The organism is Kitasatospora phosalacinea (genome assembly GCF_000717185.1).
Taxonomy (GTDB): domain Bacteria; phylum Actinomycetota; class Actinomycetes; order Streptomycetales; family Streptomycetaceae; genus Kitasatospora; species Kitasatospora phosalacinea_A.
In genome coordinates this window covers 34,380-59,563 of sequence record NZ_JNYE01000024.1, presented here as the reverse complement: position 1 = coordinate 59,563, position 25,184 = coordinate 34,380, and the positions used below count along the sequence as shown (strand labels likewise).

23 protein-coding genes are annotated in these 25,184 nt (G+C 71.8%); 17 read left to right on the top strand and 6 right to left on the bottom strand.

The features are described from left to right. Window positions 1-107 precede the first annotated feature (107 nt). The gene (locus OO57_RS12840; RefSeq protein WP_033252530.1) at window positions 108-893 is read right to left on the bottom strand and encodes a pyrimidine reductase family protein; all 786 of its coding nucleotides are present in this window, start codon (window positions 891-893) and stop codon (window positions 108-110) included. Between the two features lie 87 nt (window positions 894-980). On the opposite strand from OO57_RS12840, the gene zapE reads away from it, so the two are divergent. From zapE to OO57_RS12820, 4 genes are all read left to right on the top strand, one after another. Next, window positions 981-2,027, top strand: a complete 1,047-nt coding sequence (zapE, locus tag OO57_RS12835) for a cell division protein ZapE (protein ID WP_051777426.1) — start codon at window positions 981-983, stop codon at window positions 2,025-2,027. A 49-nt stretch (window positions 2,028-2,076) separates the two neighbouring features. Further along, window positions 2,077-4,167 (top strand): excinuclease ABC subunit UvrB, encoded by a 2,091-nt coding sequence (gene uvrB / locus OO57_RS12830; protein WP_033252528.1) that lies wholly within the window; start codon window positions 2,077-2,079, stop codon window positions 4,165-4,167. Window positions 4,168-4,380: 213 nt separating this feature from the next. Then, a complete protein-coding gene (locus OO57_RS12825; RefSeq protein ID WP_033252549.1) occupies window positions 4,381-4,965 on the top strand; it encodes a TerD family protein in 585 nt (194 codons plus the stop codon). A 253-nt stretch (window positions 4,966-5,218) separates the two neighbouring features. Continuing rightward, the gene (locus OO57_RS12820) at window positions 5,219-6,202 is read left to right on the top strand and encodes a TerC family protein (protein ID WP_033252527.1); all 984 of its coding nucleotides are present in this window, start codon (window positions 5,219-5,221) and stop codon (window positions 6,200-6,202) included. A gap of 53 nt (window positions 6,203-6,255) precedes the next feature. On the opposite strand, the gene OO57_RS12815 is transcribed toward OO57_RS12820, so the two are convergent. Both OO57_RS12815 and OO57_RS12810 read right to left on the bottom strand, forming a co-directional pair. Further along, window positions 6,256-6,909: an MBL fold metallo-hydrolase gene (locus tag OO57_RS12815; RefSeq protein WP_033252526.1), complete on the bottom strand. Its 654-nt coding sequence runs from the start codon at window positions 6,907-6,909 to the stop codon at window positions 6,256-6,258. A 48-nt stretch (window positions 6,910-6,957) separates the two neighbouring features. Beyond that, the gene (locus OO57_RS12810) at window positions 6,958-7,728 is read right to left on the bottom strand and encodes a maleylpyruvate isomerase family mycothiol-dependent enzyme (protein ID WP_051777419.1); all 771 of its coding nucleotides are present in this window, start codon (window positions 7,726-7,728) and stop codon (window positions 6,958-6,960) included. A 251-nt stretch (window positions 7,729-7,979) separates the two neighbouring features. Between OO57_RS12810 and uvrA the strand changes: the two genes are divergently transcribed. From uvrA to OO57_RS12750, 13 genes are all read left to right on the top strand, one after another. Continuing rightward, entirely contained in the window at window positions 7,980-10,859 is a 2,880-nt protein-coding gene (gene uvrA, locus OO57_RS12805; protein ID WP_033252525.1) for an excinuclease ABC subunit UvrA, read from the top strand. 103 nt (window positions 10,860-10,962) lie between these two features. Then, on the top strand, window positions 10,963-11,379 hold the full coding sequence (locus OO57_RS12800; protein WP_033252524.1) for a Rieske (2Fe-2S) protein: 417 nt from the start codon (window positions 10,963-10,965) through the stop codon (window positions 11,377-11,379). A gap of 45 nt (window positions 11,380-11,424) precedes the next feature. Then, window positions 11,425-12,201, top strand: a complete 777-nt coding sequence (locus OO57_RS12795) for a hyaluronoglucosaminidase (protein WP_033252523.1) — start codon at window positions 11,425-11,427, stop codon at window positions 12,199-12,201. A gap of 16 nt (window positions 12,202-12,217) precedes the next feature. Beyond that, window positions 12,218-12,370, top strand: coding sequence for a hypothetical protein (locus OO57_RS44690; protein ID WP_199811248.1), 153 nt, complete (start codon window positions 12,218-12,220; stop codon window positions 12,368-12,370). A gap of 45 nt (window positions 12,371-12,415) precedes the next feature. Beyond that, window positions 12,416-14,419, top strand: coding sequence for an excinuclease ABC subunit UvrC (gene uvrC / locus OO57_RS12790; RefSeq protein WP_033252522.1), 2,004 nt, complete (start codon window positions 12,416-12,418; stop codon window positions 14,417-14,419). A 2-nt stretch (window positions 14,420-14,421) separates the two neighbouring features. After that, a complete protein-coding gene (rapZ, locus tag OO57_RS12785) occupies window positions 14,422-15,300 on the top strand; it encodes an RNase adapter RapZ (protein ID WP_051777416.1) in 879 nt (292 codons plus the stop codon). 61 nt (window positions 15,301-15,361) lie between these two features. After that, the gene (locus tag OO57_RS12780; RefSeq protein WP_081973643.1) at window positions 15,362-16,426 is read left to right on the top strand and encodes a uridine diphosphate-N-acetylglucosamine-binding protein YvcK; all 1,065 of its coding nucleotides are present in this window, start codon (window positions 15,362-15,364) and stop codon (window positions 16,424-16,426) included. Continuing rightward, complete coding sequence (whiA, locus tag OO57_RS12775; protein WP_014138611.1) at window positions 16,417-17,397, top strand: DNA-binding protein WhiA; 981 nt, start codon at window positions 16,417-16,419, stop codon at window positions 17,395-17,397. Before OO57_RS12780 ends, whiA begins: the two co-directional genes overlap by 10 nt. A 229-nt stretch (window positions 17,398-17,626) precedes the next feature. Beyond that, window positions 17,627-18,634: a type I glyceraldehyde-3-phosphate dehydrogenase gene (gap, locus tag OO57_RS12770; protein ID WP_033252519.1), complete on the top strand. Its 1,008-nt coding sequence runs from the start codon at window positions 17,627-17,629 to the stop codon at window positions 18,632-18,634. A 161-nt stretch (window positions 18,635-18,795) separates the two neighbouring features. Beyond that, window positions 18,796-20,001: a phosphoglycerate kinase gene (locus tag OO57_RS12765; protein WP_033252518.1), complete on the top strand. Its 1,206-nt coding sequence runs from the start codon at window positions 18,796-18,798 to the stop codon at window positions 19,999-20,001. 7 nt (window positions 20,002-20,008) lie between these two features. Next, a complete protein-coding gene (tpiA, locus tag OO57_RS12760; protein WP_033252517.1) occupies window positions 20,009-20,794 on the top strand; it encodes a triose-phosphate isomerase in 786 nt (261 codons plus the stop codon). 87 nt (window positions 20,795-20,881) lie between these two features. Beyond that, window positions 20,882-21,115 (top strand): preprotein translocase subunit SecG, encoded by a 234-nt coding sequence (gene secG, locus OO57_RS12755; protein WP_033252516.1) that lies wholly within the window; start codon window positions 20,882-20,884, stop codon window positions 21,113-21,115. Between the two features lie 162 nt (window positions 21,116-21,277). Further along, complete coding sequence (locus OO57_RS12750; RefSeq protein WP_014138616.1) at window positions 21,278-21,565, top strand: RNA polymerase-binding protein RbpA; 288 nt, start codon at window positions 21,278-21,280, stop codon at window positions 21,563-21,565. Between the two features lie 120 nt (window positions 21,566-21,685). Here OO57_RS12750 and pgl read toward each other — a convergent pair whose 3' ends face one another. From pgl to zwf, 3 genes are read right to left on the bottom strand one after another with little or no spacing between them, the layout of a single operon-like run. Beyond that, complete coding sequence (gene pgl / locus OO57_RS12745; RefSeq protein WP_033252515.1) at window positions 21,686-22,426, bottom strand: 6-phosphogluconolactonase; 741 nt, start codon at window positions 22,424-22,426, stop codon at window positions 21,686-21,688. Continuing rightward, complete coding sequence (gene opcA / locus OO57_RS12740; protein ID WP_033252514.1) at window positions 22,423-23,562, bottom strand: glucose-6-phosphate dehydrogenase assembly protein OpcA; 1,140 nt, start codon at window positions 23,560-23,562, stop codon at window positions 22,423-22,425. The genes pgl and opcA overlap by 4 nt, the downstream gene beginning before the upstream one ends. After that, on the bottom strand, window positions 23,559-25,118 hold the full coding sequence (gene zwf / locus OO57_RS12735; RefSeq protein WP_051777441.1) for a glucose-6-phosphate dehydrogenase: 1,560 nt from the start codon (window positions 25,116-25,118) through the stop codon (window positions 23,559-23,561). The genes opcA and zwf overlap by 4 nt, the downstream gene beginning before the upstream one ends. Between the last annotated feature and the right edge of the window lie 66 nt (window positions 25,119-25,184).

The window sequence follows — 25,184 nt, the reverse complement described above, 5'->3', positions numbered from 1 at the left end:
CCGGGTCCGGCTCCCTGCTCCCCTCCTTCATAGTGCCCGGAGGAAGGATTCCTCACGCTGCACACGCGCCACACGAATCACATGATCCACATCGGTCAGGATGCGGCTCAGGTGCGGGCGGGGACGCTCGGGGAGCGGTCCGGATCGGTCGGCCGTAGATAGCGGGTGAAGAGGAAACCTTTCTCCTCGATCAATGACACCAGCCGCATCGGCCGGACGTCCGGGATTCGCGGCGCGTTCACGATCCTCGGTGAATCACCGCCCGTCACCAAGGGCGCCACCGACAGGCACAACTCGTCCAGCAGACCGTCCGCCGCGAGCTGACCGAGCAGGCGGGGACCGCCCTCCGTGAGCTGGCGGCGCCAACCACGCTCCGTGAGCGCGGCCACCGCCAGGGGGAGGTCCACCGAGCCCGTTCCTGCGGTGATCACATCGGCCGCGGCGGCGGTCCGGGCCAGCTTGTCGGGCGGCGCGTCCACCGTGGTGAGCACCACGGTGGGCACCAGCGGCTCGGTGAACAGCGGCGCCGAGAGGTCCAGCTCCAGGCTCCGCGACACCACCGCGATCACCGGCGCGGGCAACTGGCCCGCGGCCGCCCGGGCCGCCGCGAACTCCGGCCGCGCCCGCCCCGGCCGGTACCCCTCGGCCCGCACCGTCTCGGCCCCCACCAGCACTACGTCGCACAGCGCCCGCAGCACCCCGAAGATCCGCTTGTCCGCCTCGCTGGACAGCCCCTCCGAGAGGCCGTCCAACCGGGCCGCCCCGTCCAGCGAGGCCACCATGTTCGCCCGCAGCCACGCCCCCTCCGCCGGGTACGCGTACGCCTGCGCCAGCCACTCCAGGTCGCCGGGGGTGCCGGGGGTGCCGGGAGTGCCACCGATCAGTTGCTCCATGCCCCGAGTCTCCCAGCCGGGGCACCGGGCCGGGGGCACGGAGCCGGGCGCGCAGCGGGTTTTCCCACCCGAGTACCCTGTTGTCTCGTGCCTGCTGCTTCGGAATCCGACGTTCACACCGCGATAGTCCTGACCGACCGGCGCCCGGTGGTGCCGGCCGAGCGGTTGGTGGCGGAGATGGTGCCGCCGCCGCGCTTCGCCGGGGTGAGCTTCGGCAGCTACCTGCCGGACTCCTCGCAGCCGAGCCAGTACGAGGCCGTCCAGGTCCTGGAGTCCTTCGCCGCCGGGCTGAACGGCGCCGCCGAGCCGCCGAAGCGCGGCTGGTTCCGGCGTTCGGCGCCCGCGCCCGCGGGGCCGGCCGGGATCTACCTGGACGGCGGGTACGGCGTCGGCAAGACGCACCTGCTGGCCTCGCTGTGGCACGCCGTCCCGGGCCCGAAGGCGTTCGGGACCTTCGTCGAGCTGACCAACCTGGTGGGCGCGCTGACCTTCCAGGGCGCGGTGCGGACGCTCAGCTCGCACCGGCTGCTGTGCATCGACGAGTTCGAGCTGGACGACCCGGGCGACACCGTGCTGGTGTCGACGCTGCTGGCCAGGCTGGTGGAGAACGGGGTCAAGCTGTGCGCGACCTCGAACACGCTGCCGGAGAAGCTGGGCGAGGGCCGGTTCGCCGCCGCGGACTTCATGCGGGAGATCCAGGGCCTGTCCGGGCACTTCCGCCCGGTGCGGATCGACGGCCAGGACTACCGCCACCGCGGCCTGCCCGCGGCCCCGCCGCCGTACGACGACGCCGAGGTGGCGGCCCGCGCGGCCCGCACCCCGGGCGCCTCGCTGGACGACTTCGACGCCCTGCTGGAGCACCTGAAGGAGGTGCACCCCAGCCGGTACGGCGCGCTGCTGGACGAGGTCGGCTCGGTGTTCCTGCGCGGGGTGCGGCAGGTGGACGACCAGGCGACCGCGCTGCGGCTGGTGGTGCTGGCCGACCGGATGTACGACCGGGAGCTGCCGATCACGGCCTCCGGCCTGCCGTTCGACCAGGTGTTCACCGAGGAGATGCTGCGCGGCGGCTACCGCAAGAAGTACCTGCGGGCGGTCTCCCGGCTGGTCGCGCTGGCCCGGGACTCCGCGAGGTAGCAGCACCGGACGGGCCCGCTCTGTCGGTGGTCGGTCGTACGGTGGGGGCGTGCGTCCCATCACGAGTATCGAGCGGTCCGTGGCGCCCTTCGAGGTCGTCAGCCCCTACCAGCCCAACGGCGACCAGCCGGCGGCCATCGCCGAGCTGGAGCGCCGCGTCCGCGCGGGCGAGAAGGACGTCGTCCTGCTCGGCGCGACCGGCACCGGCAAGTCGGCCACCACGGCCTGGATGATCGAGAAGCTGCAGCGCCCCACCCTGGTGATGGCGCCGAACAAGACGCTGGCCGCCCAGCTGGCCAACGAGTTCCGCGAGCTGCTGCCGAACAACGCGGTCGAGTACTTCGTCTCGTACTACGACTACTACCAGCCCGAGGCGTACGTCCCGCAGACGGACACCTACATCGAGAAGGACTCCTCGATCAACGAGGAGGTCGAGCGGCTGCGCCACTCCGCCACCAACAGCCTGCTCACCCGGCGGGACGTGGTGGTCGTGGCCTCGGTCTCCTGCATCTACGGCCTCGGCACCCCGCAGGAGTACGTCGACCGGATGGTGCGCCTGAAGGTCGGCGAGGAGGTCGACCGGGACGCCCTGCTGCGCCGCTTCGTCGACATCCAGTACACCCGCAACGACCTGGCGTTCACCCGCGGCACCTTCCGCGTCCGGGGCGACACGGTGGAGATCTTCCCGGTGTACGAGGAGCTCGCCGTCCGGATCGAGATGTTCGGCGACGAGATCGAGGCGCTGTACACGCTGCACCCGCTGACCGGCGAGGTGATCAGCCAGGACGACTCGGTCTACGTCTTCCCGGCCTCGCACTACGTGGCGGGCCCGGAGCGGATGGAGCGGGCGATCGGCGGCATCGAGGCCGAGCTGGAGCAGAGCCTCGCCCGGATGGAGAAGCAGGGCAAGCTGCTGGAGGCCCAGCGGCTGCGGATGCGCACCACGTACGACATCGAGATGCTCCGCCAGATCGGCACCTGCTCGGGCGTCGAGAACTACTCGATGCACTTCGACGGCCGCGAGCCCGGCTCCCCGCCGAACACCCTGCTCGACTACTTCCCGGAGGACTTCCTCCTGGTCATCGACGAGTCGCACGTCACCGTCCCGCAGATCGGCGCGATGTACGAGGGCGACGCCTCGCGCAAGCGCACGCTGGTCGAGCACGGCTTCCGGCTGCCCTCGGCGATGGACAACCGGCCGCTGAAGTGGGAGGAGTTCCAGGAGCGGATCGGCCAGACCGTCTACCTGTCGGCCACCCCGGGCAAGTACGAGCTGGCCCGCGGCGACGGCCAGGTCGAGCAGATCATCCGCCCGACCGGCCTGATCGACCCCGAGGTGATCGTCAAGCCCACCGAGGGCCAGATCGACGACCTGGTGCACGAGATCCGGCAGCGGGTGGAGAAGGACGAGCGGGTCCTGGTCACCACCCTCACCAAGAAGATGGCCGAGGACCTCACCGACTACTTCCTCGGCCTCGACATCCGGGTCCGCTACCTGCACAGCGACGTCGACACGCTGCGCCGGATCGAGCTGCTGCGCGAGCTGCGGGCGGGCGAGTACGACGTGCTGGTCGGCATCAACCTGCTCCGCGAGGGCCTCGACCTGCCCGAGGTCTCGCTGGTCGCGATCCTGGACGCGGACAAGGAGGGCTTCCTGCGCTCCGGCACCTCGCTGATCCAGACCATCGGCCGCGCCGCGCGCAACGTCTCCGGCCAGGTGCACATGTACGCCGACAAGATCACCCCGGCGATGGACCTGGCGATCAGCGAGACCAACCGCCGCCGCGTCGTCCAGCAGGCGTACAACGAGGAGCACGGGATCGACCCGCAGCCGCTGCGGAAGAAGATCGGCGACCTGCTCTCCACCATGGCCGGGGAGGACGTCGACACCGAGGAGCTGCTCTCCACCGGCTACCGGCAGCAGGGCAAGGGCAAGGCGCCGGTCCCGGCGCTGGGCATCGAGCGCAAGCCCGCCAAGAGCCTGCCCGCGGCCGAGCTCGCCGAGCTGATCCAGGGCATGACCGACCGGATGCACACCGCGGCGGCCGAGCTGCAGTTCGAGGTGGCGGCCCGGCTGCGCGACGAGGTCAAGGAGCTCAAGCGCGAGCTGCGCCAGATGCGGGAGGCGGGAATGGCCTGATCCGGCGTCTGACCCCCGCCGGGCGGTGGTAATTCACCGTTCGGCGGGTGTCGTTGTGTCGTAGTTTGGCCACAGTCCGCTCCTCCCGGGCCGCGGCGGAAGGGCGGCGGCGTAGGGTGGGGCGCGGTCTGCCCGGGGCTCGAACGTTCCGGGTACGGTCGGATGTGCGACGAGGACGCCGGGCGGGGCCCGGAGGAAGCAGAGGTCGGCAGCGTGTCCGTGAACCTGGCCAAGGGCCAGAGCGTGAGCCTGTTGAAGTCCACCGGCGAGACGCTGACCGTGGTGCGGATGGGCCTCGGTTGGAAGTCCGCCCCCGGCAAGCGCGGTTTCTTCAGCCGCCGCCCCAAGGAGATCGACCTCGACGCGTCCGCCCTGCTGTACGACGGCAAGGTGATGAGCGACGTGGTGTTCTTCTCGCACCTGGTCAGCAACGACGGCTCGGTGCAGCACAACGGCGACAACCTGGTCGGCGGGGCGGGCGTGGGCGCCGACGACGAGAGCATCACGGTCGACCTGACCAAGGTGCCGCGCCGGGTCACCCAGATCGTCTTCACCGTCAGTTCGTACACCGGCCAGAACTTCCTGGAGGTGCAGAACGCGCACTGCCGGCTGGTCGACGAGACCACCGGCAGGGAGCTGGCCCGCTACGAGCTGACCGGCGGCGGCCCGCACACCGGGCAGATCATGGCCAAGGTCGAGCGGGACGGCGAGGGCGGCTGGAAGATGACCGCGATCGGCGCCCCCGCCAGCGGCCGCACCTTCCGGGACATGCTGCCCTTCATCGAGCCGTTCCTCTGATTCCCCTGATTCCTCCGACGACCGGCTGAGCCGACTTCAAAGGGGCTTCTTTACCTTCTTTACCTTCCCTTGGTCTTCCTGTTAACCTTCTGGGAGCGGAGGGGAGTATTCCCCGTTCAGTGTCCCCGTCATCACGGGCGCCCATCGCGGCGCCCCGGGGCGCTGGCCGCGCGGTGCCCGCGGTGAGCGGGCCGCGCGGCGGAAGAGACCTCCGGCAGTGACGATTGTTCGCCTATCTGCCGGAGGAGCAGACATGGACGTATCCGCAGGCCTGTGGGGCGGCACCATCGCGGTGCTGATCGCCCTGGTGGTGGCCGACTTCTTCATCGGCGGCCGCAAGCCGCACGAGGTCTCCGTCAAGGAGGCCGGCATCTGGACGGCGGTCTGGGCGGCCCTGGCCGTGCTGTTCGGCGGCTTCCTATGGTGGTACGGCGGCGGGAAGCCCGCCGGCGAGTTCTTCGCGGGCTACATCACCGAGAAGTCGCTCAGCGTCGACAACCTGTTCGTGTTCATCCTGATCATGGGCAAGTTCGCGGTGCCGCGGATCTACCAGCAGCGGGTGCTGATGTTCGGCGTGATCATCGCCCTGGTGCTGCGGGCGGTCTTCATCGCGGGCGGCGCGGCGATGGTCTCGAACTTCTCCTGGGTCTTCTACATCTTCGGCGCGTTCCTGGTCTGGACGGCCTGGAAGCTGATCAAGGAGGCCCGCGCCGAGGAGGAAGAGGAGGAGTTCGAGGAGAACCGCCTGCTCAAGTCGATCGAGCGGCGCTTCCCGTCCACCGACCGGTACCACGGCACCAAGCTGTTCGTCCGGGAGAACGGCCGCCGGCTGATGACCCCGATGCTGATCGTGATGCTGGCGATCGGCACCACCGACGTGCTGTTCGCGCTGGACTCCATCCCGGCGATCTTCGGCCTCACCCAGGACCCGTACATCGTCTTCACCGCCAACGCCTTCGCGCTGATGGGCCTGCGGCAGCTGTACTTCCTGATCGGCGGGCTGCTGAAGAAGCTGGTCCACCTGTCCTACGGCCTGTCGGTGATCCTCGGCTTCATCGGCGTCAAGCTGGTCCTGCACGCGCTGCACGAGAGCGGCGTGCACGTGCCGGAGATCGGCATCCCGGTCTCGCTGGGCTTCATCGTGCTGACCCTGGCGGTCACCACCGTCACCAGCCTGGTCGCCGCGAAGAAGCAGGAGGCCGCGGAGGCCGCCGCGCCGGAGAAGATCGACGCCTGAGCCGACGCACGACGGGGCCCCGCCGAGCCGTTCGGCGGGGCCCCGTCGGCGCGTCACCAGCCGCGCTCGCGCCACTCCGGCAGGTGCGGGCGCTCGGCGCCCAGGGTGGTGTCGCCGCCGTGGCCGGGGTAGACCCAGGTCTCGTCCGGGAGGACGTCGAAGACCTTCTCGTTGACGTCCCGGAACAGCGAGTCGAACGCGGCCGGGTCGCCCCAGGTGTTGCCGACCCCGCCCGGGAAGAGGCAGTCGCCGGTGAACAGGTGCGGGTGGCCCTGCGGGTCGTCGTAGAGCAGCACGATCGCGCCGGGGGTGTGGCCCACCAGGTGGCGCACCGTCAGCTCGACCTGCCCGAAGCGCAGCACCGAGCCGTCCTCCAGGGCCAGGTCGGTGGGCACGTCGATGCCCTCCGCGTCGATCCGCCCGGCCACGGTGCGGGCGCCGGTGGCGGCCACCACCTCGGCCAGCGCGCCCCAGTGGTCGCGGTGCCGGTGGGTGGTGACCACCGCGGCCAGCCGGGGGCCGACGGTCTCCAGCAGCACCGGCGCGTCGGCCGCCGCGTCGATCAGCAGCTGCTCGTCGGTGGCCCGGCAGCGCAGCAGGTAGGCGTTGTTGTCGTGCGGGCCGACCGCCACCTTGGTGACGATCAGGTGGGCCAGCTCCCGGACGTCCGGGGCCCCGCCGACCTTCACCGCTCCGTGGTACGTCATCAGGCCGCTCCTCGCTCGCTGTCGGGCTCTCGCGTCAACCGCCCACCATCATCCCATCGGGGGGAGCGCGGGCAGTGCGGAACGGGGGTCGACGAGGCCCTCGTCGCCGCGGTGGACCTGCAGGCCGTCCCCGTTCGAGCGGCCGGACAGCCAGCCGGTGAGCGCCCGCACCGGGCCCTCCGCGGTCAGGTCGAGCGGCTCGCCGCCGATCCTGGCCTCCAGCCCGGCGTCCTCGGCGACCAGCCGCACGCCGGGCAGCCCCGCCGCGCCGCCGAAGTGCCCGCCCAGCCGTCGGAACTCGGCGATCGCGAACGGTTCCGGCCAGTGCGCGGGGGTGTACCCGGCGTTCAGGTCGACGTGGTGGTACTCCAGCTCGGCCAGCCGCTTCGCCGGGATCTGCCAGGCCGGGAAGACGTAGCCGGCGCGGTGGGTGATCCGGGCGGTCCAGTGCTCGGGGGCGAGCAGCGCGGCGGCGTCCAGGAAGCGCTGCTGGCTGGCCCGGACGTCGGCGACCTGCTCGGCCAGCGGGCGCCCGGCCCCGGCCGCGATGCCGGCGTCCCGGCTCTCGGGGGTGGGGTACTGCGGGACGTCCTCGCCGGTGCGGGCCCCGGTCAGCAGGTTGACCAGGGAGTCCGCGTTGCGCGAGACGTGCGCGAGCACGTGCCCGCGGGTCCAGCCGGGCAGGCCGGACGGGCCGGACAGCTCGGCGGGGTCCAGTTCGGCGAGGGTGTGCAGCAGCAGGTCGGTGCTCTCCACGGTGGCCCGCAGCTGTTCGGCCGCGGCGGCGGCAGCGGCGGCTGCGGTGGTGGGGTCGCTCATCGGGGCGGTGCCTTTCGACGGTCGGGGGTGCGGGTCGAGGCGGTGCGGCGAGCGGTCCGGGCGTTGCCCGGGCCGGTTGTCAGTCGTTGACGCTACCGTCGAGCGCGGGTGCCGTTCACCCGTCCGGGTGGTCCCCGCTGGACAGGCTCAGATTCGAACGAATGAGCTAGTACGCTGGCGGGCGCATCCTGGAAGAAGCACGAAGAAGCACACCCCCCTCCCCTTCGACCCGGAGAAAGGCGCCAGTAGCAGTGGCAGACCGCCTCGTCGTCCGTGGTGCACGCGAGCACAACCTCAAGAACGTCTCGCTCGACCTGCCCCGGGACTCCCTCATCGTCTTCACGGGCCTCTCCGGGTCCGGCAAGTCCTCCCTCGCCTTCGACACGATCTTCGCCGAGGGCCAGCGGCGCTACGTCGAGTCGCTGTCCTCGTACGCCCGGCAGTTCCTCGGGCAGATGGACAAGCCGGACGTCGACTTCATCGAGGGCCTCTCCCCGGCCGTCTCGATCGACCAGAAGTCCACCAGCCGCAACCCCCGCTCCACCGTCGGCACCATCACCGAGGTGTACGACTACCTGCGCCTGCTGTTCGCCCGGATCGGCAAGCCGCACTGCCCGCACTGCGGCCGCCCGATCGCCCGGCAGTCGCCGCAGGCCATCGTCGACAAGGTGCTGGAGCTGCCCGAGGGCACCCGCTTCCAGGTGCTCAGCCCGGTCGTCCGGGAGCGCAAGGGCGAGTTCGTCGACCTCTTCGCCGACCTGCAGTCCAAGGGCTACGCCCGGGCCCGGGTGGACGGGCAGACCGTCCAGCTGACCGAGCCGCCCGCGCTGAAGAAGCAGGAGAAGCACACCGTCGAGGTGGTCATCGACCGCCTCACCGTGAAGTCGAGCGCCAAGCGCCGGCTCACCGACTCGGTGGAGACCGCCCTCAAGCTGGCCGGCGGCATGGTGGTGCTCGACTTCGTCGACCTGCCGGAGGACGACCCCGAGCGCGAGAAGATGTTCTCGGAGCACCTCTACTGCCCGTACGACGACGTCTCCTTCGAGGAGCTGGAGCCGCGCTCCTTCTCCTTCAACTCCCCGTTCGGCGCCTGCCCGGACTGCTCGGGCCTGGGCAACCGGATGGAGGTCGACCCGGAGCTGCTCGTCCCCGACGAGGAGAAGTCGCTCGACGAGGGCGCCATCCACCCCTGGTCGCAGGGCGCCACCAAGGAGTACTTCCAGCGGCTGGTCAACGCGCTGGCCGGCGAGCTCGGCTTCCGCACCGACATCCCGTGGGCCGGGCTGCCGGTCCGGGCGAAGAAGGCGCTGCTGTACGGGCACAAGACCCAGGTCGAGGTCCGCTACCGCAACCGCTACGGCCGCGAGCGCTCGTACACCACCGCCTTCGAGGGCGTCGTCCCGTTCGTCACCCGCCGGCACTCCGAGTCGGAGAGCGACGCCGGGCGCGAGCGCTTCGAGGGCTACATGCGCGAGGTGCCCTGCCCGACCTGCAAGGGCACCCGGCTCAAGCCGGTGGTCCTCGCCGTCACGGTGATGGACCGCTCGATCGCCGAGGTCTCCGCGATGTCGATCAGCGACTGCGCGGACTTCCTCGGCGCGCTGCGGCTGGACCGCCGGGACAAGCAGATCGCCGAGCGGGTGCTCAAGGAGGTGCTGGAGCGGCTGCGCTTCCTGGTCGACGTCGGCCTGGACTACCTCTCGCTCAACCGCGCCGCGGGCACGCTCTCCGGCGGCGAGGCCCAGCGCATCCGGCTGGCCACCCAGATCGGCTCCGGCCTGGTCGGCGTGCTGTACGTGCTGGACGAGCCGTCCATCGGCCTGCACCAGCGCGACAACCACCGCCTGATCGAGACGCTCGTCCGGCTGCGCGACATCGGCAACACCCTGATCGTCGTCGAGCACGACGAGGACACCATCAAGACCGCCGACTGGATCGTCGACATCGGCCCCGGCGCGGGCGAGCACGGCGGCAAGGTGGTGCACTCCGGCTCGCTGGAGGAGCTGCTGGCCAACGAGGAGTCGCTGACCGGCCAGTACCTCTCCGGCAAGCGCGCCATCCCGATCCCGGCGACCCGCCGCCCGCGCGACAAGAAGCGCCAGCTCGTGGTGCACGGCGCCCGCGAGCACAACCTGAAGGACGTCACGGTCGCCTTCCCGCTCGGCACCTTCACCGCCGTCACGGGCGTCTCCGGCTCCGGCAAGTCCACGCTGGTCAACGACATCCTGTACGCGCACCTGGCCCGCGAGCTGAACGGCGCCCGCAGCGTCCCCGGGCGGCACACCCGGATCACCGGCACCGACCAGGTCGACAAGGTGGTGCACGTCGACCAGTCGCCGATCGGCCGCACCCCGCGCTCCAACCCGGCCACCTACACCGGCGTCTTCGACCACGTGCGCAAGCTGTTCGCGGAGACCCAGGAGGCCAAGGTCCGCGGCTACCTGCCCGGCCGGTTCTCGTTCAACGTCAAGGGCGGCCGCTGCGAGAACTGCTCCGGCGACGGCACCATCAAGATCGAGATGAACTTCCTGCCGGACGTCTACGTCCCCTGCGAGGTCTGCCACGGCGACCGCTACAACCGGGAGACGCTGGAGGTCCACTACAAGGGCAAGTCCATCGCCGAGGTGCTGAACATGCCGATCGAGGAGGCGCTCGACTTCTTCGAGGCCGTCCCCGCGATCGCCCGCCACCTCCGGACGCTCAAGGAGGTCGGCCTCGGCTACGTCCGGCTCGGCCAGCCCGCCACCACCCTCTCCGGCGGCGAGGCCCAGCGCGTCAAGCTCTCCGCCGAGCTCCAGAAGCGCTCCACCGGGCGGACGGTCTACGTCCTGGACGAGCCCACCACCGGCCTGCACTTCGAGGACATCAGCAAGCTGATCAAGGTCCTGGAGGGCCTGGTCGACAAGGGCAACACCGTCATCGTCATCGAGCACAACCTCGACGTCATCAAGACCGCCGACTGGCTGGTCGACATGGGCCCCGAGGGCGGCTCCGGCGGCGGCGGCGTGGTCGTCGAGGGCACCCCGGAGGAGGTCGCGGCCGCCACCGCCAGCCACACCGGCAAGTTCCTGCGGGACATCCTGCCGGGCGTCTCCGACGCGGCGCCCGCGAAGCGCGGCAGGAAGAAGTAGCCGCCGCCCGCGGACGGGCCCGCCCGGGAGCGCACGCCTCCCCGGGCGGGCCCGTCCGCGCGTGCTAGGTTGCTGGCGCCAAATCCCGCACCGAGGAGCCCCGATGACCGAGCCCACCGCCTCCCGCCGTACCGTGCTGTGCTGCGCGGCCGTCGCGCTCGCGGGGGCCGCGGCCGCCGGCTGCTCCTCGTCGTCCGGGGACGACGGCAAGGCCGCCTCCTCCGGCCCGGTCGACCTCGGCCCGGCCGCGGACGTGCCGGTCGGCGGCGGGAAGGTCTACCGGGAGCAGGCCGTCGTGGTGACGCAGCCCGCCGCGGGCGAGTACAAGGCGTTCAGCGCGAAGTGCACGCACGCCGGGTGCCTGGTCAACGGGGTGGTCAAGGAGCAGATCCAGTGCCTGTGCCACGGCAGCCGGTTCGGGATCTCCGACGGCGCCGTCCAGGACGGCCCGGCGCCGAAGCCGCTGCCCGCCTACCAGGTCGCGGTGCAGAACGGGAACCTGCAGGTCACCAAGGGCTGACGGGCCGTCGGCGGCAAGAGAAGAACAACCAGGGGGAACGGCAGGATGAATCGCCGACTGTTCATGGGGGCGTTCACGGCGGGCGCGGTCACGGTCGCGGTGGGGAACGCGGACGGCGCGAGCGCGGCCGACCAGGTCACCGTCTTCAACAGCCAGGTCAGCGCGCAGAGCTTCTACGCGGACGGCCTGAACAGCCAGGCCGCCTGCTTCGTCACCGAGTCGAAGGCGGTCGCCTACGCGCACGCCCTGGTGGCCGTCCAGAACGGCACCACCGGTTTCGACGCCGACGGCGTCACGCCCAGGCTCAACGGCGGTTCCGCGATCAACGCGGTGTCCAAGAACCCGGACACCTCCGCGATGTACCTGACCGGCGTCGAGAAGGCCCGCGGCACCCTCAAGATCACGCACACGGGCTACGACGACGCCAGCGACAAGAACGCGGCCGCCCTCTCCATCGACCTGAGGACCGCCGGCACCGCCGCCCAGGGCATCTACGTGACCGCGACCGACGGCGCCACCCAGGGCAACCTGATCGCGCTGCGCAACAACACCGGCCTGGACGACTTCGTCGTCAAGGGCAGCGGCCTGGTCGGCATCGGCACCGTCCGGGGCGACAATCCGCGCGCCAAGGTGCACGTCGTGCAGAAGGCCGGCACCGACGCCGCGGGCCTGCTGGTGGAGGGCACCGTGCGGATCGGCAACGCCGCCGCCGCCCCGACCGGGGTGGACGCCGCGGCCGGCGGCGGCACGCTGTTCGCCCGGGACGGCGCGCTGTACTGGCGCGGCTCCGCGGGCACCGTCACCAAGATCGCCTCGGCCTGAGCGGGAAGGACGGACCGTGCAGCTGACCCCGGAGGAACTGGTGCGGGAGTTCCAGGACGCCGTCCTGGAGCTCTACTTCGCGCGCAAGCGGATCGCCCGGCTGGAGGTGGAGAACGCCGAACTCCGGGCGCACCTGGCCGCCGCGGCGGCGCAGGAGGAGTCCGACTGACGGCGACCGCGCCGCGCTGTCACCGGCAGTCGGTACGGTAGGGGCATGGCAGACCCGTCCACCTACCGACCGGCGCCGGGGGCGATCCCGCCCTCGCCCGGGGTGTACAAGTTCCGCGACGCGCACGGCCGGGTCATCTACGTGGGCAAGGCGAAGAGCCTGCGCCAGCGCCTCTCCTCGTACTTCCAGGACGTGGCGAACCTGCACCCGCGCACCGCGACGATGGTGACCACCGCGGCCTCGGTGGAGTGGACGGTGGTCTCCACCGAGGTCGAGGCGCTGCAGCTGGAGTACTCCTGGATCAAGGAGTTCGACCCGCGGTTCAACGTCAAGTACCGGGACGACAAGAGCTACCCGGAGCTGGCGGTCACCCTGAACGAGGAGTTCCCCCGCGTCCAGGTGATGCGCGGCGCGCACAGGAAGGGCGTGCGCTACTTCGGCCCGTACGGGCACGCCTGGGCGATCCGCGAGACGGTCGACCTGCTGCTGCGGGTCTTCCCGGTGCGGACGTGCTCCAACGGCGTGTTCAAGCGCGCCCAGCAGGTCGGCCGCCCCTGCCTGCTCGGCTACATCGGCAAGTGCGCCGCGCCCTGCGTCGGCAAGGTCACGGCCGCCGAGCACCGCGAACTCGCCGAGGAGTTCTGCGACTTCATGGCCGGCCGGACGGGCGGCCACCTGCGCCGGGTGGAGCAGGAGATGCAGCAGGCCGCCGCCGAGATGGAGTACGAGAAGGCCGCCCGGCTGCGCGACGACCTCGGCGCCCTGCAGCGCGCGATGGAGAAGAACGCGGTCGTCCTCGGCGACGGCACCGACGCCGACCTGCTGGCCCTGGCCGAGGACGAGCTCGAGGCCGCCGTGCAGATCTTCCACGTCCGCGGCGGCCGGGTCCGCGGCCAGCGCGGCTGGGTCACCGACCGGGTCGAGGACGTGGACACCGCGGGCCTGGTCGAGCACGCCCTGCAGCAGCTGTACGGCGAGGGCAACGAGCAGGTCCCGCGCGAGGTGCTCGTCCCCGCGCTGCCCGACGAGGCCGTGCACGCGTGGCTGTCCGCCCTGCGCGGCGCCCAGGTCGACCTGCGCGTCCCGCAGCGCGGCGACAAGAAGGACCTGATGGAGACCGTCCAGCGCAACGCCCAGCAGGCGCTGGCGCTGCACAAGACCAAGCGCGCCTCCGACCTGACCACCCGCAGCCGCGCCCTCCAGGAGATCGCCGACGCCCTGGAACTGGACTCGGTGCCGCTGCGCATCGAGTGCTTCGACGTCTCGCACCTCCAGGGCGAGGACGTGGTCGCCTCCATGGTGGTCTTCGAGGACGGCCTGGCCCGCAAGGGCGAGTACCGCCGCTTCGAGGTCAAGTCGTTCGAGGGCCAGGACGACGTCCGCTCGATGCACGAGGTGATCACCCGCCGCTTCCGCCGCTACCTCCAGGAGCGCGAGCGGACCGGCGAGTGGGCGGTGCCCGAGGAGGCCCCGGGGGAGGACGGGGCGCTCACCGACGAGAACGGCCGCCCCAAGCGCTTCGCCTACCCGCCGCAACTGCTGGTGGTCGACGGCGGGCAGCCGCAGGTCGCCGCCGCCGTGCGGGCGCTGGAGGGGCTGGGCATCGACGACGTCGCGGTGTGCGGGCTGGCCAAGCGCCTGGAGGAGGTGTGGCTGCCCGGCCAGGACGACCCGGTGGTGCTGCCGCGCTCCAGCGAGGGCCTCTACCTGCTGCAGCGGGTGCGCGACGAGGCGCACCGCTTCGCCATCACCTACCAGCGGGCCAAGCGCGCCAAACGGCTCACGGCGGGGGAACTGGACTCCGTCCCCGGGCTGGGCGAGACTCGCCGCCGGGCCCTGCTCAAGCACTTCGGTTCGCTGAAGAAGCTGCGCGCGGCGACCGTCGACGAACTGTGCGAGGTCCCCGGGATCGGGCGCCGCACCGCCGAGACTGTTGCCGCAGCCTTGGCCTCCCGTACACCTGCCGCATTCGCGGTCAACACCGCGACCGGCGAGATCATCGAAGACAGCACGGCCACAGCAGTACCGAGAAGCGGGGAAGAGACGTGACAGTGTCCAACGGGGGAGAGACCACCCCCGAGCTGGTGATCATCTCCGGCATGTCCGGGGCGGGCCGTTCCACCGCCGCCAAGTGCCTGGAGGACCTCGGCTGGTTCGTGGTCGACAACCTGCCGCCCGCGCTGATCCCCACCATGGTCGACCTGGGCGCCCGCTCGCAGGGCGCGGTGCCGCGGATCGGCGCCGTGGTCGACGTCCGCGGCCGCACCTTCTTCGACGACCTGCTGACCTCGCTGGAGGAGCTGGAGAAGCGCGGCGTCCGGCTCCGGGTGCTCTTCCTCGACTCCTCCGACGACGCGCTGGTGCGCCGCTTCGAGTCGGTCCGCCGCCCGCACCCGCTGCAGGCCGACGGCCGGATCGTCGACGGCATCGCCCGCGAGCGCGAGCTGTTGCGCGAGCTGCGCGGCGAGGCCGACCTGGTGCTCGACACCTCCAACCTCAACGTGCACCAGCTGCGCGCCAAGATGGACGCCCAGTTCGCCGGGCAGGACGAGCCGGAGCTGCGCGCCACCGTGATGTCCTTCGGCTTCAAGTACGGCCTGCCGGTCGACGCCGACCTGGTGGTGGACTGCCGCTTCCTGCCCAACCCGCACTGGGTCCCCGAGCTGCGGGCCCGCACCGGCACCGACCCGGAGGTCGCCGAGTACGTGTTCCAGCAGCCCGGCGCGCAGCAGTTCGTGGACGGCTACACCGACCTGCTCCGGATCATCACCGAGGGGTACCGCCGGGAGGGGAAGCGCTACATGACGCTTGCCGTAGGCTGCACCGGAGGCAAGCACCGCAGCGTGGCGATGTCCGAGCAGCTGACCAAGCGTCTGATCGCGGACGGGGTCGAGACGGTGCTGGTCCACCGGGACATGGGCCGGGAGTAAGCGGCCGGGAACCCCCGCACCGCCGCCCCGGTCGAGCACGAGACAGGAACATGGGGTCGGCGTGACGGGATACGTGCCAGCGCGGCAGCAGCTCCGGACCAGACCCGCCGAGCGGGCCCCGCGCCCCGGCGCGCCCAGGCCCAACCGGCTGAGGGTGGCGGCCCTGGGCGGCGGCCAGGGCCTGTCCGCCTCGCTGTCCGCGCTGCGCCGGCTCACCACCGAGCTGACCGCGGTGGTCACCGTCGCCGACGACGGCGGCTCCAGCGGGCGGCTGCGCGCCGAGCTCGGCGTGCTGCCGCCCGGCGACCTGCGCAAGGCGCTGGCCGCGCTGTGCGGCGACGACGACTGGGGCCGGACGTGGTCCGAGGTGATCCAGCAGCGCTTCGCGGGCACCGGCGAGCTCGGCGGCCACGCGGTCGGCAACCTGCTGATCGTGGCGCTCTGGGAGAAGCTCGGCGACCCGGTGGAAGCGCTGGACTGGGTCGGCCGGCTGCTGAACGTGCAGGGCCGGGTGCTGCCGATGTCCGCCGTCCCGCTGGACATCGAGGCGCAGGTCCGCGGCCACGACCCGCTGCGCCCCGCCGAGGTGTCGGCGGTGCGCGGCCAGGCCGCGGTGGCGATCACGCCCGGCACCGTGCAGTCGATCCGGCTGCTGCCGGACGGGCCCCCGGCCGTCCCGGAGGCCGTGCAGGCCGTCCTGGAGGCGGACTGGGTGGTGCTCGGCCCCGGCTCCTGGTTCACCAGCGTGCTGCCGCACCTGCTCGTCCCGGACCTCGCCAAGGCCCTCACCGGGACCAGGGCCCGCCGCCTGCTCACCCTCAACCTGGCCCCGCAGCCCGGCGAGACCGAGGGCTTCACCCCGCAGCGCCACCTGGAGGTGATCGCCGACCACGCCCCGGACCTGGCCGTGGATGCGATCCTGGTGGACGAGCGGGCGGTCAGCGGCGGCGCCTTCGGGGTCGCCGACCTGGCCGGCCTGGAACAGGCCGCCGAGCGGATGGGCGCCGTCCTGGTGCTCGACTCGGTGGCCCGCGCGGACGGGACGCCGCGACACGACGCGGAGCTCTTGGCCGCCGCGTACGACCGGATTTTCCGGACTCATGGAAGGATCGGCCCATGGCGATGACGGCAGCGGTGAAAGACGAGATCTCCCGGCTTCCCGTCACCCGTGCCTGCTGCCGCAAGGCGGAGGTCTCGGCGATCCTGCGTTTTGCGGGCGGACTGCACATTGTGAGCGGCCGCATCGTGATCGAGGCGGAGCTGGACACCGGCATTGCGGCACGGCGGCTGCGCAAGGACCTCCTGGAGATCTTCGGACACTCCTCGGATCTGGTGGTGATGGCCCCCGGCGGGCTGCGACGCGGCAGCCGGTACGTGGTGCGGGTGGTGAAGGACGGCGAGCTGCTGGCCCGGCAGACCGGGCTGGTGGACGGACGCGGACGGCCGATCCGGGGCCTGCCCCCGGCGGTGGTCTCCGGCGCGACCTGCGACGCGGAGGCGGCCTGGCGCGGCGCCTTCCTCGCGCACGGCTCGCTGACCGAGCCCGGGCGCTCCTCCTCCCTGGAGATCACCTGCCCGGGGTCGGAGGCGGCACTCGCCCTGGTCGGCGCGGCCCGCCGGCTCGGCATCCCGGCCAAGGCCCGCGAGGTGCGCGGCGTCGACCGGGTGGTGATCCGCGACGGCGACGCGATCGGCGCGCTGCTCACCCGCCTCGGCGCGCACGAGTCCGTGCTGGCCTGGGAGGAGCGCCGGATGCGCCGCGAGGTGCGGGCCACCGCCAACCGGCTGGCCAACTTCGACGACGCCAACCTGCGCCGCTCGGCCCGCGCCGCGGTCGCCGCGGGCGCCCGGGTGCAGCGCGCCCTGGAGATCCTCGGCGAGGAGGTGCCCGAGCACCTGGCCGCGGCCGGCGCGCTGCGCATGCAGCACAAGCAGGCCTCGCTGGAGGAGCTGGGCGCGCTCGCCGACCCGCCGCTGACCAAGGACGCGGTGGCCGGCCGGATCCGCCGCCTGCTGGCGATGGCCGACAAGCGGGCCGCCGAACTCGGCCTGCCGAACACCGAGGCCAACCTGACCGAGGAGATGGCCCTGAACTGACGGTCGGTCAACCGTCCGACAGCACACCGGAGGGGCGTGCGGAGCAGGTCGCGGCAGCCGCCGCGCCCGCTGCGCGCGCCCCTTCCGCGCACCCGGGCCGCCGCGTCCCAACCGGTGAGGCGATGTGCCTTGCGACACTTGGGGGAGGTAGGGTCAGCAGTGGTCGGGGACAACCCAAATTTCACCCCCGTCGGGCTCCGGCCCGGCGTACCTAAGAGGAGATCGGTTCGTGACGATCCGGGTAGGCATCAACGGGTTCGGCCGCATCGGCCGCAACTTCTTCCGTGCGGTCAAGTCCCAGGGCGCTGACATCGAGATCGTCGGTGTCAACGACCTGACCGACACCAAGACGCTGGCTCACCTGCTCAAGTACGACACCACTCTCGGTACCTTCCCCGGCGAGGTCTCGCACACCGAGGACAGCATCACCGTCGACGGTCACACCTTCAAGGTCACCGCCGAGCGCGACCCCGCCAACCTTCCCTGGGCCGCCCTGGGCGCCGACATCGTCGTCGAGTCCACCGGCATCTTCACCAAGGCCGATGCTGCGAAGAAGCACATCACCGCCGGTGCCAAGAAGGTCATCATCTCGGCGCCCGCCAGCGACGAGGACATCACCATCGTCCTGGGCGTCAACGAGGACAAGTACGACGCCGCTGCGCACGACATCATCTCGAACGCCTCCTGCACCACCAACTGCGTGGCGCCGATGGCGAAGGTCCTGCACGAGAACTTCGGCATCGTCAAGGGCCTGATGACCACCGTGCACGCGTTCACCAACGACCAGGTCACCCTGGACTTCCCGCACAAGGACCTGCGTCGCGCCCGCGCCGCCTCGCAGAACATCATCCCGACCTCGACCGGTGCCGCCAAGGCCACCTCCCTGGTCCTGCCGGAGCTGAAGGGCAAGCTGGACGGCACCTCGCTGCGCGTCCCCGTCCCGACCGGCTCCATCACCGACCTGGTGGTCACCCTCGAGCGCGAGGTCACCAAGGACGAGGTCAACGCGGCCTTCCAGAAGGCCGCGCAGGAGGGCCCGCTCAAGGGCTACCTGGCGTACACCGAGGACCCGATCGTCTCCTCGGACATCGTGAACGACCCGCACTCCTGCATCTTCGACTCGCAGCTGACGATGGTCCAGGGCAACCAGGTCAAGGTGCTCGGCTGGTACGACAACGAGTTCGGCTACTCCAACCGCCTCGTCAACCTGGTCTCCCTCGTCGGCGACCAGCTCTGACCCCAGCGGTAGCTGACGTGACGTAAGGGGCAGGGCCCGGACGGCTGTCTTCGCCGACCGGGCCCTGCCCGCTGCGCCCGCCCCCTCGTCCCGTCCCGCCCCTTCCGGTGACCCGCCGCCGTGTCGCCGCCTGCCGTTTTCATCCCTTGAGGAGCAAGACCGTGAAGACGATCGAAGACCTGGAGGTCTCCGGCAAGCGGGTGTTCGTCCGCGCCGACCTCAACGTGCCGCTGTCCGGTGACACCATCACCGACGACGGCCGGATCCGCGCCGTCGCGCCGACCATCGCCAAGCTCGTCGAGCGCGGCGCGCGCGTCGTCGTCGCCTCCCACCTGGGCCGCCCCAAGGGCGAGCCGGACCCGAAGTTCTCCCTCGCGCCGGTGGCCGTCCGCCTCGGCGAGATCCTCGGCCGCCCGGTGGCGTTCGCCACCGACACCGTCGGGGACAGCGCGAAGGCCACCGTCGCCGCCCTCGGCGACGGCGAGGTCACGCTGCTGGAGAACCTGCGCTTCAACGCGGGCGAGACCTCCAAGGACGACGCCGAGCGCGGCGCGTTCGCCGACGCCCTGGCCACCCTCGCGGACCTGTACGTCGGCGACGGCTTCGGCGCGGTGCACCGCAAGCACGCCTCCGTCTACGACCTCCCGGCCCGGCTGCCGCACGCGGTCGGCGACCTGATCGCCACCGAGGTGGGCGTCCTCAAGCGCCTCACCGAGGACGTGGCCCGCCCGTACGTGGTGGTGCTCGGCGGCTCGAAGGTCTCCGACAAGGTCGGCGTGATCGAGAACCTGCTCGGCAAGGCCGACCGGATCCTGATCGGCGGCGGCATGATGTACACCTTCATCGCGGCCCAGGGCCACGGCGTGGGCGCCTCGCTGCTCCAGGAGGACCAGATCCCGGTCGTCCAGGACTACCTGAAGCGCGGCGCCGAGCAGGGCGTCGAGTTCGTGGTCCCGCTGGACACCGCGGTCTCGGGCAGCTTCCCGGACGTCAAGACCGGCGCCCCGGTCGCGGACTACGCGGTCGTCGACGTGGACGCGATCCCGGACGGCGCGCTCGGCCTGGACATCGGCCCGAAGACCGCGCAGCTGTTCGCGGAGAAGATCGCCGACGCGAAGACCGTGTTCTGGAACGGCCCGATGGGCGTCTTCGAGCACCCCGCCTTCGCGGACGGCACCCGGGCGGTCGCCCAGGCGCTGCTCGACTCCGACGCGTTCACCGTGGTCGGCGGCGGCGACTCGGCGGCGGCGGTCCGCACCCTGGGCTTCGACGAGACGAAGTTCGGACACATCTCGACCGGCGGTGGCGCGAGCCTCGAGTACCTGGAGGGCAAGACCCTTCCCGGTCTCGCCGCCCTGGAGGACTGAGAGAGACATGACTGAGCGTCTCCCGCTGATGGCGGGCAACTGGAAGATGAACCTCGACCACCTCGAGGCCATCCAGCACACCCAGAAGCTGGCGTTCTCGCTGGCCGACAAGGACTACGAGGCCGTCGAGGTCGCCGTCCTGGTCCCGTTCACCGACCTGCGCTCCGTGCAGACCCTGGTCGACGGCGACAAGCTGAAGCTCAAGTACGGCTCGCAGGACATCTCCCAGCACGACGGCGGCGCCTACACCGGCGAGGTGTCCGGCCCGATGCTGGCGAAGCTGAAGGTCGCCTACGCGGTGATCGGCCACTCCGAGCGCCGCCAGTACCACGGCGAGAACGAGGAGATCGTCAACGCCAAGGTGAAGGCCGCCTACCGCAACGGGATCACCCCGATCCTGTGCATCGGCGAGCCGCTGGAGATCCGCAAGGCCGGCACCCACGTCGCGCACACCCTCGCCCAGCTCGACGGCGCCCTCGACGGCGTCCCGGCCTCGGACGCGGAGAGCATCGTCGTCGCGTACGAGCCGGTCTGGGCGATCGGCACCGGCGAGGTCGCCACCCCCGAGGACGCGCAGGAGGTCTGCGGCGCGATCCGGGCCCGCCTGGCCGAGCTGTACGGGGCCGAGCTGGCCGACAAGGTCCGTGTCCTGTACGGCGGTTCGGTGAAGTCCTCGTCGGCGGCCGGTCTGATGGCCAAGCCCGACGTCGACGGCGGCCTGATCGGCGGTGCCTCGCTGGACGCCGACGAGTTCGTCAAGATCGTGCGCTACCGTGAGCAGGCAGTAGGCTAACGCCCCTGCGGCAACGTAGGCTTTGGGGCCGGACCGCGTGGAGCGGGCCCGGCCCCTTCGCCGAAGATTCGAGAGAGTTGGTCCGTCGTGGTTCTCGGGTTCGAGATTGCTCTGATCCTCCTGAGCTTGATCATGATCCTGCTGGTGCTGCTCCACAAGGGCAAGGGCGGCGGCCTGTCCGACATGTTCGGCGGCGGCGCGTCCTCGACCGGCGGCGGTTCCGCGGTGGCCGAGCGCAACCTCGACCGCATCACCGTGATCGTCGGCACCGCCTGGTTCGCGTGCATCGTGGTGCTCGGGCTGCTGCTCAAGAACAACTGAGACCAAGTCGGCGGGCGATGGTGGCGATGGCTTAACTCCCGCTTACACTAGGACGACTTCGCCACCGTCCGCCCAGCCGCGGCCGGACGGCACCAGCACGCAGGGAGTCAGACCGTGGCAAGTGGCAACGCGATCCGAGGCAGCAGAGTCGGCGCCGGCCCGATGGGCGAAGCGGAGCGCGGCGAGTCCGCTCCCCGCAACCGCATCTCGTTCTGGTGCGCCAACAAGCACGAAACGCGCCCCAGCTTCGCCGCCGAGGCGGCCATCCCCGACACCTGGGACTGCCCGCGCTGCGGGTTCCCGGCCGGCCAGGACGAGCACAACCCGCCCGCCCCGGCCCGCAACGAGCCCTACAAGACCCACCTCGCCTACGTCCGCGAGCGCCGCACCGACGCGGACGGCGAGGCGATCCTCGCCGAGGCGCTGGCCAAGCTGCGAGGCGAGATCTGAGCACGGCCGCTGAGACGGAGGGCGCCACCGGTCACCGGTGGCGCCCTCCGTCCGTGCGGGAGCAAGTAACCGAAGGCCCGGCCCCCGAGCGGGGGCCGGGCCTCCTGGCGTCCTGCGGGCTCAGGCGAGCTTCGCCGCGGCGGCCTCGTCGAGGAGCCACAGGGTCTGCTCGGTGCCGTGGACCGCGCCGGCCGGGGCCGTGGCGGCTCCGGGGGCGGTGCGGGCCAGGGCGACGGCCTCGGACTTGTCCTCGCCCGCGGCCAGCAGCCAGACCTGGCGGGCCCGTTGGAGGGCGGGGAGGGAGAGGGAGAGGCGGGTCGGCGGGGGCTTGGGCGAGTCGTGGACCGCGATGACGGTGCCGTCGGTGCGCTCGGTGCCGGGGTGGCCGGGGAAGAGCGAGGCGACGTGCGCGTCGGGGCCGACGCCGAGCAGCAGGACGTCGAAGACCGGCAGCTGCGCGCCGGGGGCGGCCGCGGCCGCCAGGTCGGCGGCGTAGCGGTCGGCGGCGTCCTCGGCCGGGGTGCCGCCGTCGTCCGGGGGCATCTCGTGCACCCGGGCGCCGAGCGGCCGGACGGCGTCCAGGAACGCGGCCGCCTGGACGGCGTTGCGCTCCGGGTCGCCGGCCGGCAGGTAGCGCTCGTCGCCCCACCACAGGTCGACGTGCGCCCAGTCGACCGCGTCGCGCGCCGGGTGGGCGGCGAGCGCGGCCAGCAGGGCGTTGCCGTTGCGGCCGCCGGTGAGCACCAGGTGTGCGGTGCCGCGGGCGGACTGGGCGTCGACCAGGGTGGTGAGCAGCCGGGCGGCGGCCGCCTGGGCGAGCAGCGCGGCGTCCCGGTGGACCAGGACCCGGTCGGTGCTCACTGCCCGCTCCGCTTGCGCGGGGCGGGCTTCTCCGCGGCGGGCGCCTTCTTCGTGGCGGTCTTCTTCGCCGGGAGCTTGGCGGTGACCCGGGCCGGGGCGGTGACCGCGGCCTCGACGACCTTGGACTCCTCCGGCTCCGCCGACTCCGCCGCCGCGGGGGCCTCGGCCTCCACGGTGCCGCCGGGGCCCGCGTGCCCGACTCCGGCGATCCGCTCGCGCAGCCGGTCGACCGGGGTGCGGACGGCGGTGGCGTAGATGTCGTCGGGGTCGAGGCGGCGCAGTTCCTCGGCGATCAGTTCGGCGGTGTCGCGGCGCTTGAGCGCGACCATCCGGTCGGGCGCGCCGGGCATGCAGAGCGTGCCGAGCAGGCCGTCGGGGCGGTCGAGGGTGATGTCGCCGTCCGCGGTGCGCAGCCGGACGGCGGTGATGCCGGGGCCGCCGGTGACGACCCGTTCGACCGGGACGCGCAGGCGGTTGTGCAGCCACAGGCCGAGCAGTTCGACGCTGGGGTTGTACGACTCGCCCTCGACCACGGCGCCGGTGATGGCGACGTCGCGCTGGTCCAGGGCGGCGGCCAGCATGGAGCGCCAGCCGGTGATCCTGGTCCAGGCGAGGTCGGTGTCGCCGGGGGTGTAGCCGGACGCCCGCTGGGCGAGCTGGCCGACCGGGGACTCGGCGGTCACCGCGTCGGTGATCCGGCGCTGGGCGAGCGCGCCCAGCGGGTCCTGCGCGGGGTTGAGCGGGGCGTTGTCCGGCCACCAGACCACCACGGGGGCGTCGGGCAGCAGCAGCGGCAGGACCACCGACTGGGCGTGCGCGGCGAGTTCGCCGTGCATGCGCAGGACGACCGTCTCGCCGCTGCCCGCGTCGGTGCCGACCAGGATCTCCGCGTCGAGCCGGGTCTCGGCCCGGGCGCGGGGGGAGCGGCCGGCCCGCTTGATGACGGCGAGCGTCCGCGAGGGGTGCTCGCGGGAGGCGTCGTTGGCGGCCTTGAGGGCGTCGTAGGCGCTGCCCTCGTCGGTCACGATGACCAGGGTCAGCACCATGCCGGCGGCGGTCGAGCCGCTGGCCCGGCGGGCGCCCATCAGGGCAGCGTTGATCTTGCTGGACGTGGTGTCCGTCAGGTCGATCTTCATGGCCGGCGCCAGCTCCTGCCGTCTCGTGCGAGCATCTCGTCCGCCTCGACCGGCCCCCAGGTGCCGGCCGGGTACTGCGCGGGCTTCCCGTTGGCGTCCCAGTACTGCTCGATCGGGTCGAGGATCTGCCAGGACAGCTCGACCTCCTGGTGCCGCGGGAAGAGGTTCGCGTCGCCCAGCAGGACGTCCAGGATGAGGCGCTCGTACGCCTCGGGGCTGGACTCGGTGAAGGACTCGCCGTAGGCGAAGTCCATCGTGACGTCGCGGACCTCCAGCGCGGTGCCGGGAACCTTCGAGCCGAACCGCACGGTGACGCCCTCGTCCGGCTGGACGCGGATCACCAGGGCGTTCTGGCCGAGCTCCTCGGTGGCGTAGGAGTCGAACGGCAGGTACGGGGCGCGCTGGAAGACCACCGCGATCTCGGTGACCCGGCGGCCCAGCCGCTTGCCGGTGCGCAGGTAGAACGGGACGCCCGCCCAGCGCCGGTTGTTGATCTCCAGCTTGATGGCGGCGTAGGTGTCGGTCCGGGACTCGGGGTTGATGCCGTCCTCGTCCAGGTACCCGACGACCTCCTCGCCGCCCTGCCAGCCCGCCGCGTACTGGCCGCGCACGGTGTGCGCGCCCAGGTCGGCGGGCAGCTTGACGGCGCTGAGCACCTTCAGCTTCTCGGCGACCAGCGCCTTCGGGTGGAAGGACGCCGGCTCCTCGATGGCGGTCAGCGCCATCAGCTGCAGCAGGTGGTTCTGGATGACGTCACGGGCGGAGCCGATGCCGTCGTAGTAGCCGGCCCGGCCGCCGATGCCGATGTCCTCGGCCATGGTGATCTGCACGTGGTCGACGTACGACCGGTTCCAGATCGGCTCGAACATCTGGTTGGCGAAGCGCAGCGCCAGGATGTTCTGGACGGTCTCCTTGCCCAGGTAGTGGTCGATCCGGAAGACCTCGTCCCGGGGGAAGACCTCGTGGACGATCCGGTTCAGCTCCTGGGCGCTGGCCAGGTCGTGGCCGAACGGCTTCTCGATCACGGCCCGGCGCCAGGAGCCCGGCGCCGGGTCGGTCAGGCCGTGCTTCTTGAGCTGCTGGACCACGGTCGGGAAGAACTTCGGCGGCACCGACAGGTAGAAGGCGAAGTTGCCGCTGGTGCCCTGCGCCCGGTCGAGGTCCTCGATGGTGCGGCGCAGGGTGTCGAAGGCCTCGTCGTCGCCGAAGTCGCCCTGGACGAAGCGCATGCCCTTCGCCAGTTGCTGCCAGACCTCCTCGCGGAAGGGCGTGCGGGCGTGCTCCTTGACGGCGTCGTGGACCTCGTTGGCGAAGTCCTCGTCCTCCCACTCGCGGCGGGCGAACCCGACGAGCGAGAAGCCCGGGGGGAGCAGGCCGCGGTTGGCGAGGTCGTAGACGGCGGGCATCAGCTTCTTGCGCGACAGGTCGCCGGTGACGCCGAAGATCACCAGCCCGGACGGGCCGGCGATCCTCGGGAGGCGCCGGTCGGCGGGGTCGCGCAGCGGGTTGACGGGCCGGTCCGGGGTGTCGCCCGCGGCCGGTTCCGTGCCCTCCACATCCGGGTACGGCTGGGTGTTGCTCACTGTGGTGTGCTCCGCTTTCGTTGCGTCAGTTCGTGAGCA

Excerpts from the sequence above, each read along its gene's own strand:
- opcA (WP_033252514.1), bottom strand. The coding sequence starts at position 23,562 with ATGAAGATCGACCTGACGGACACCACGTCCAGCAAGATCAACGCTGCC.
- tpiA (WP_033252517.1), top strand. The coding sequence starts at position 20,009 with ATGACTGAGCGTCTCCCGCTGATGGCGGGCAACTGGAAGATGAACCTC.
- OO57_RS12800 (WP_033252524.1), top strand. The coding sequence starts at position 10,963 with ATGACCGAGCCCACCGCCTCCCGCCGTACCGTGCTGTGCTGCGCGGCC.
- OO57_RS12820 (WP_033252527.1), top strand. The coding sequence starts at position 5,219 with ATGGACGTATCCGCAGGCCTGTGGGGCGGCACCATCGCGGTGCTGATC.
- OO57_RS12815 (WP_033252526.1), bottom strand. The coding sequence starts at position 6,909 with ATGACGTACCACGGAGCGGTGAAGGTCGGCGGGGCCCCGGACGTCCGG.
- uvrC (WP_033252522.1), top strand. The coding sequence starts at position 12,416 with ATGGCAGACCCGTCCACCTACCGACCGGCGCCGGGGGCGATCCCGCCC.
- OO57_RS12810 (WP_051777419.1), bottom strand. The coding sequence starts at position 7,728 with ATGAGCGACCCCACCACCGCAGCCGCCGCTGCCGCCGCCGCGGCCGAA.
- OO57_RS12795 (WP_033252523.1), top strand. The coding sequence starts at position 11,425 with ATGAATCGCCGACTGTTCATGGGGGCGTTCACGGCGGGCGCGGTCACG.
- OO57_RS12840 (WP_033252530.1), bottom strand. The coding sequence starts at position 893 with ATGGAGCAACTGATCGGTGGCACTCCCGGCACCCCCGGCACCCCCGGC.
- OO57_RS12750 (WP_014138616.1), top strand. The coding sequence starts at position 21,278 with ATGGGCGAAGCGGAGCGCGGCGAGTCCGCTCCCCGCAACCGCATCTCG.
- whiA (WP_014138611.1), top strand. The coding sequence starts at position 16,417 with ATGGCGATGACGGCAGCGGTGAAAGACGAGATCTCCCGGCTTCCCGTC.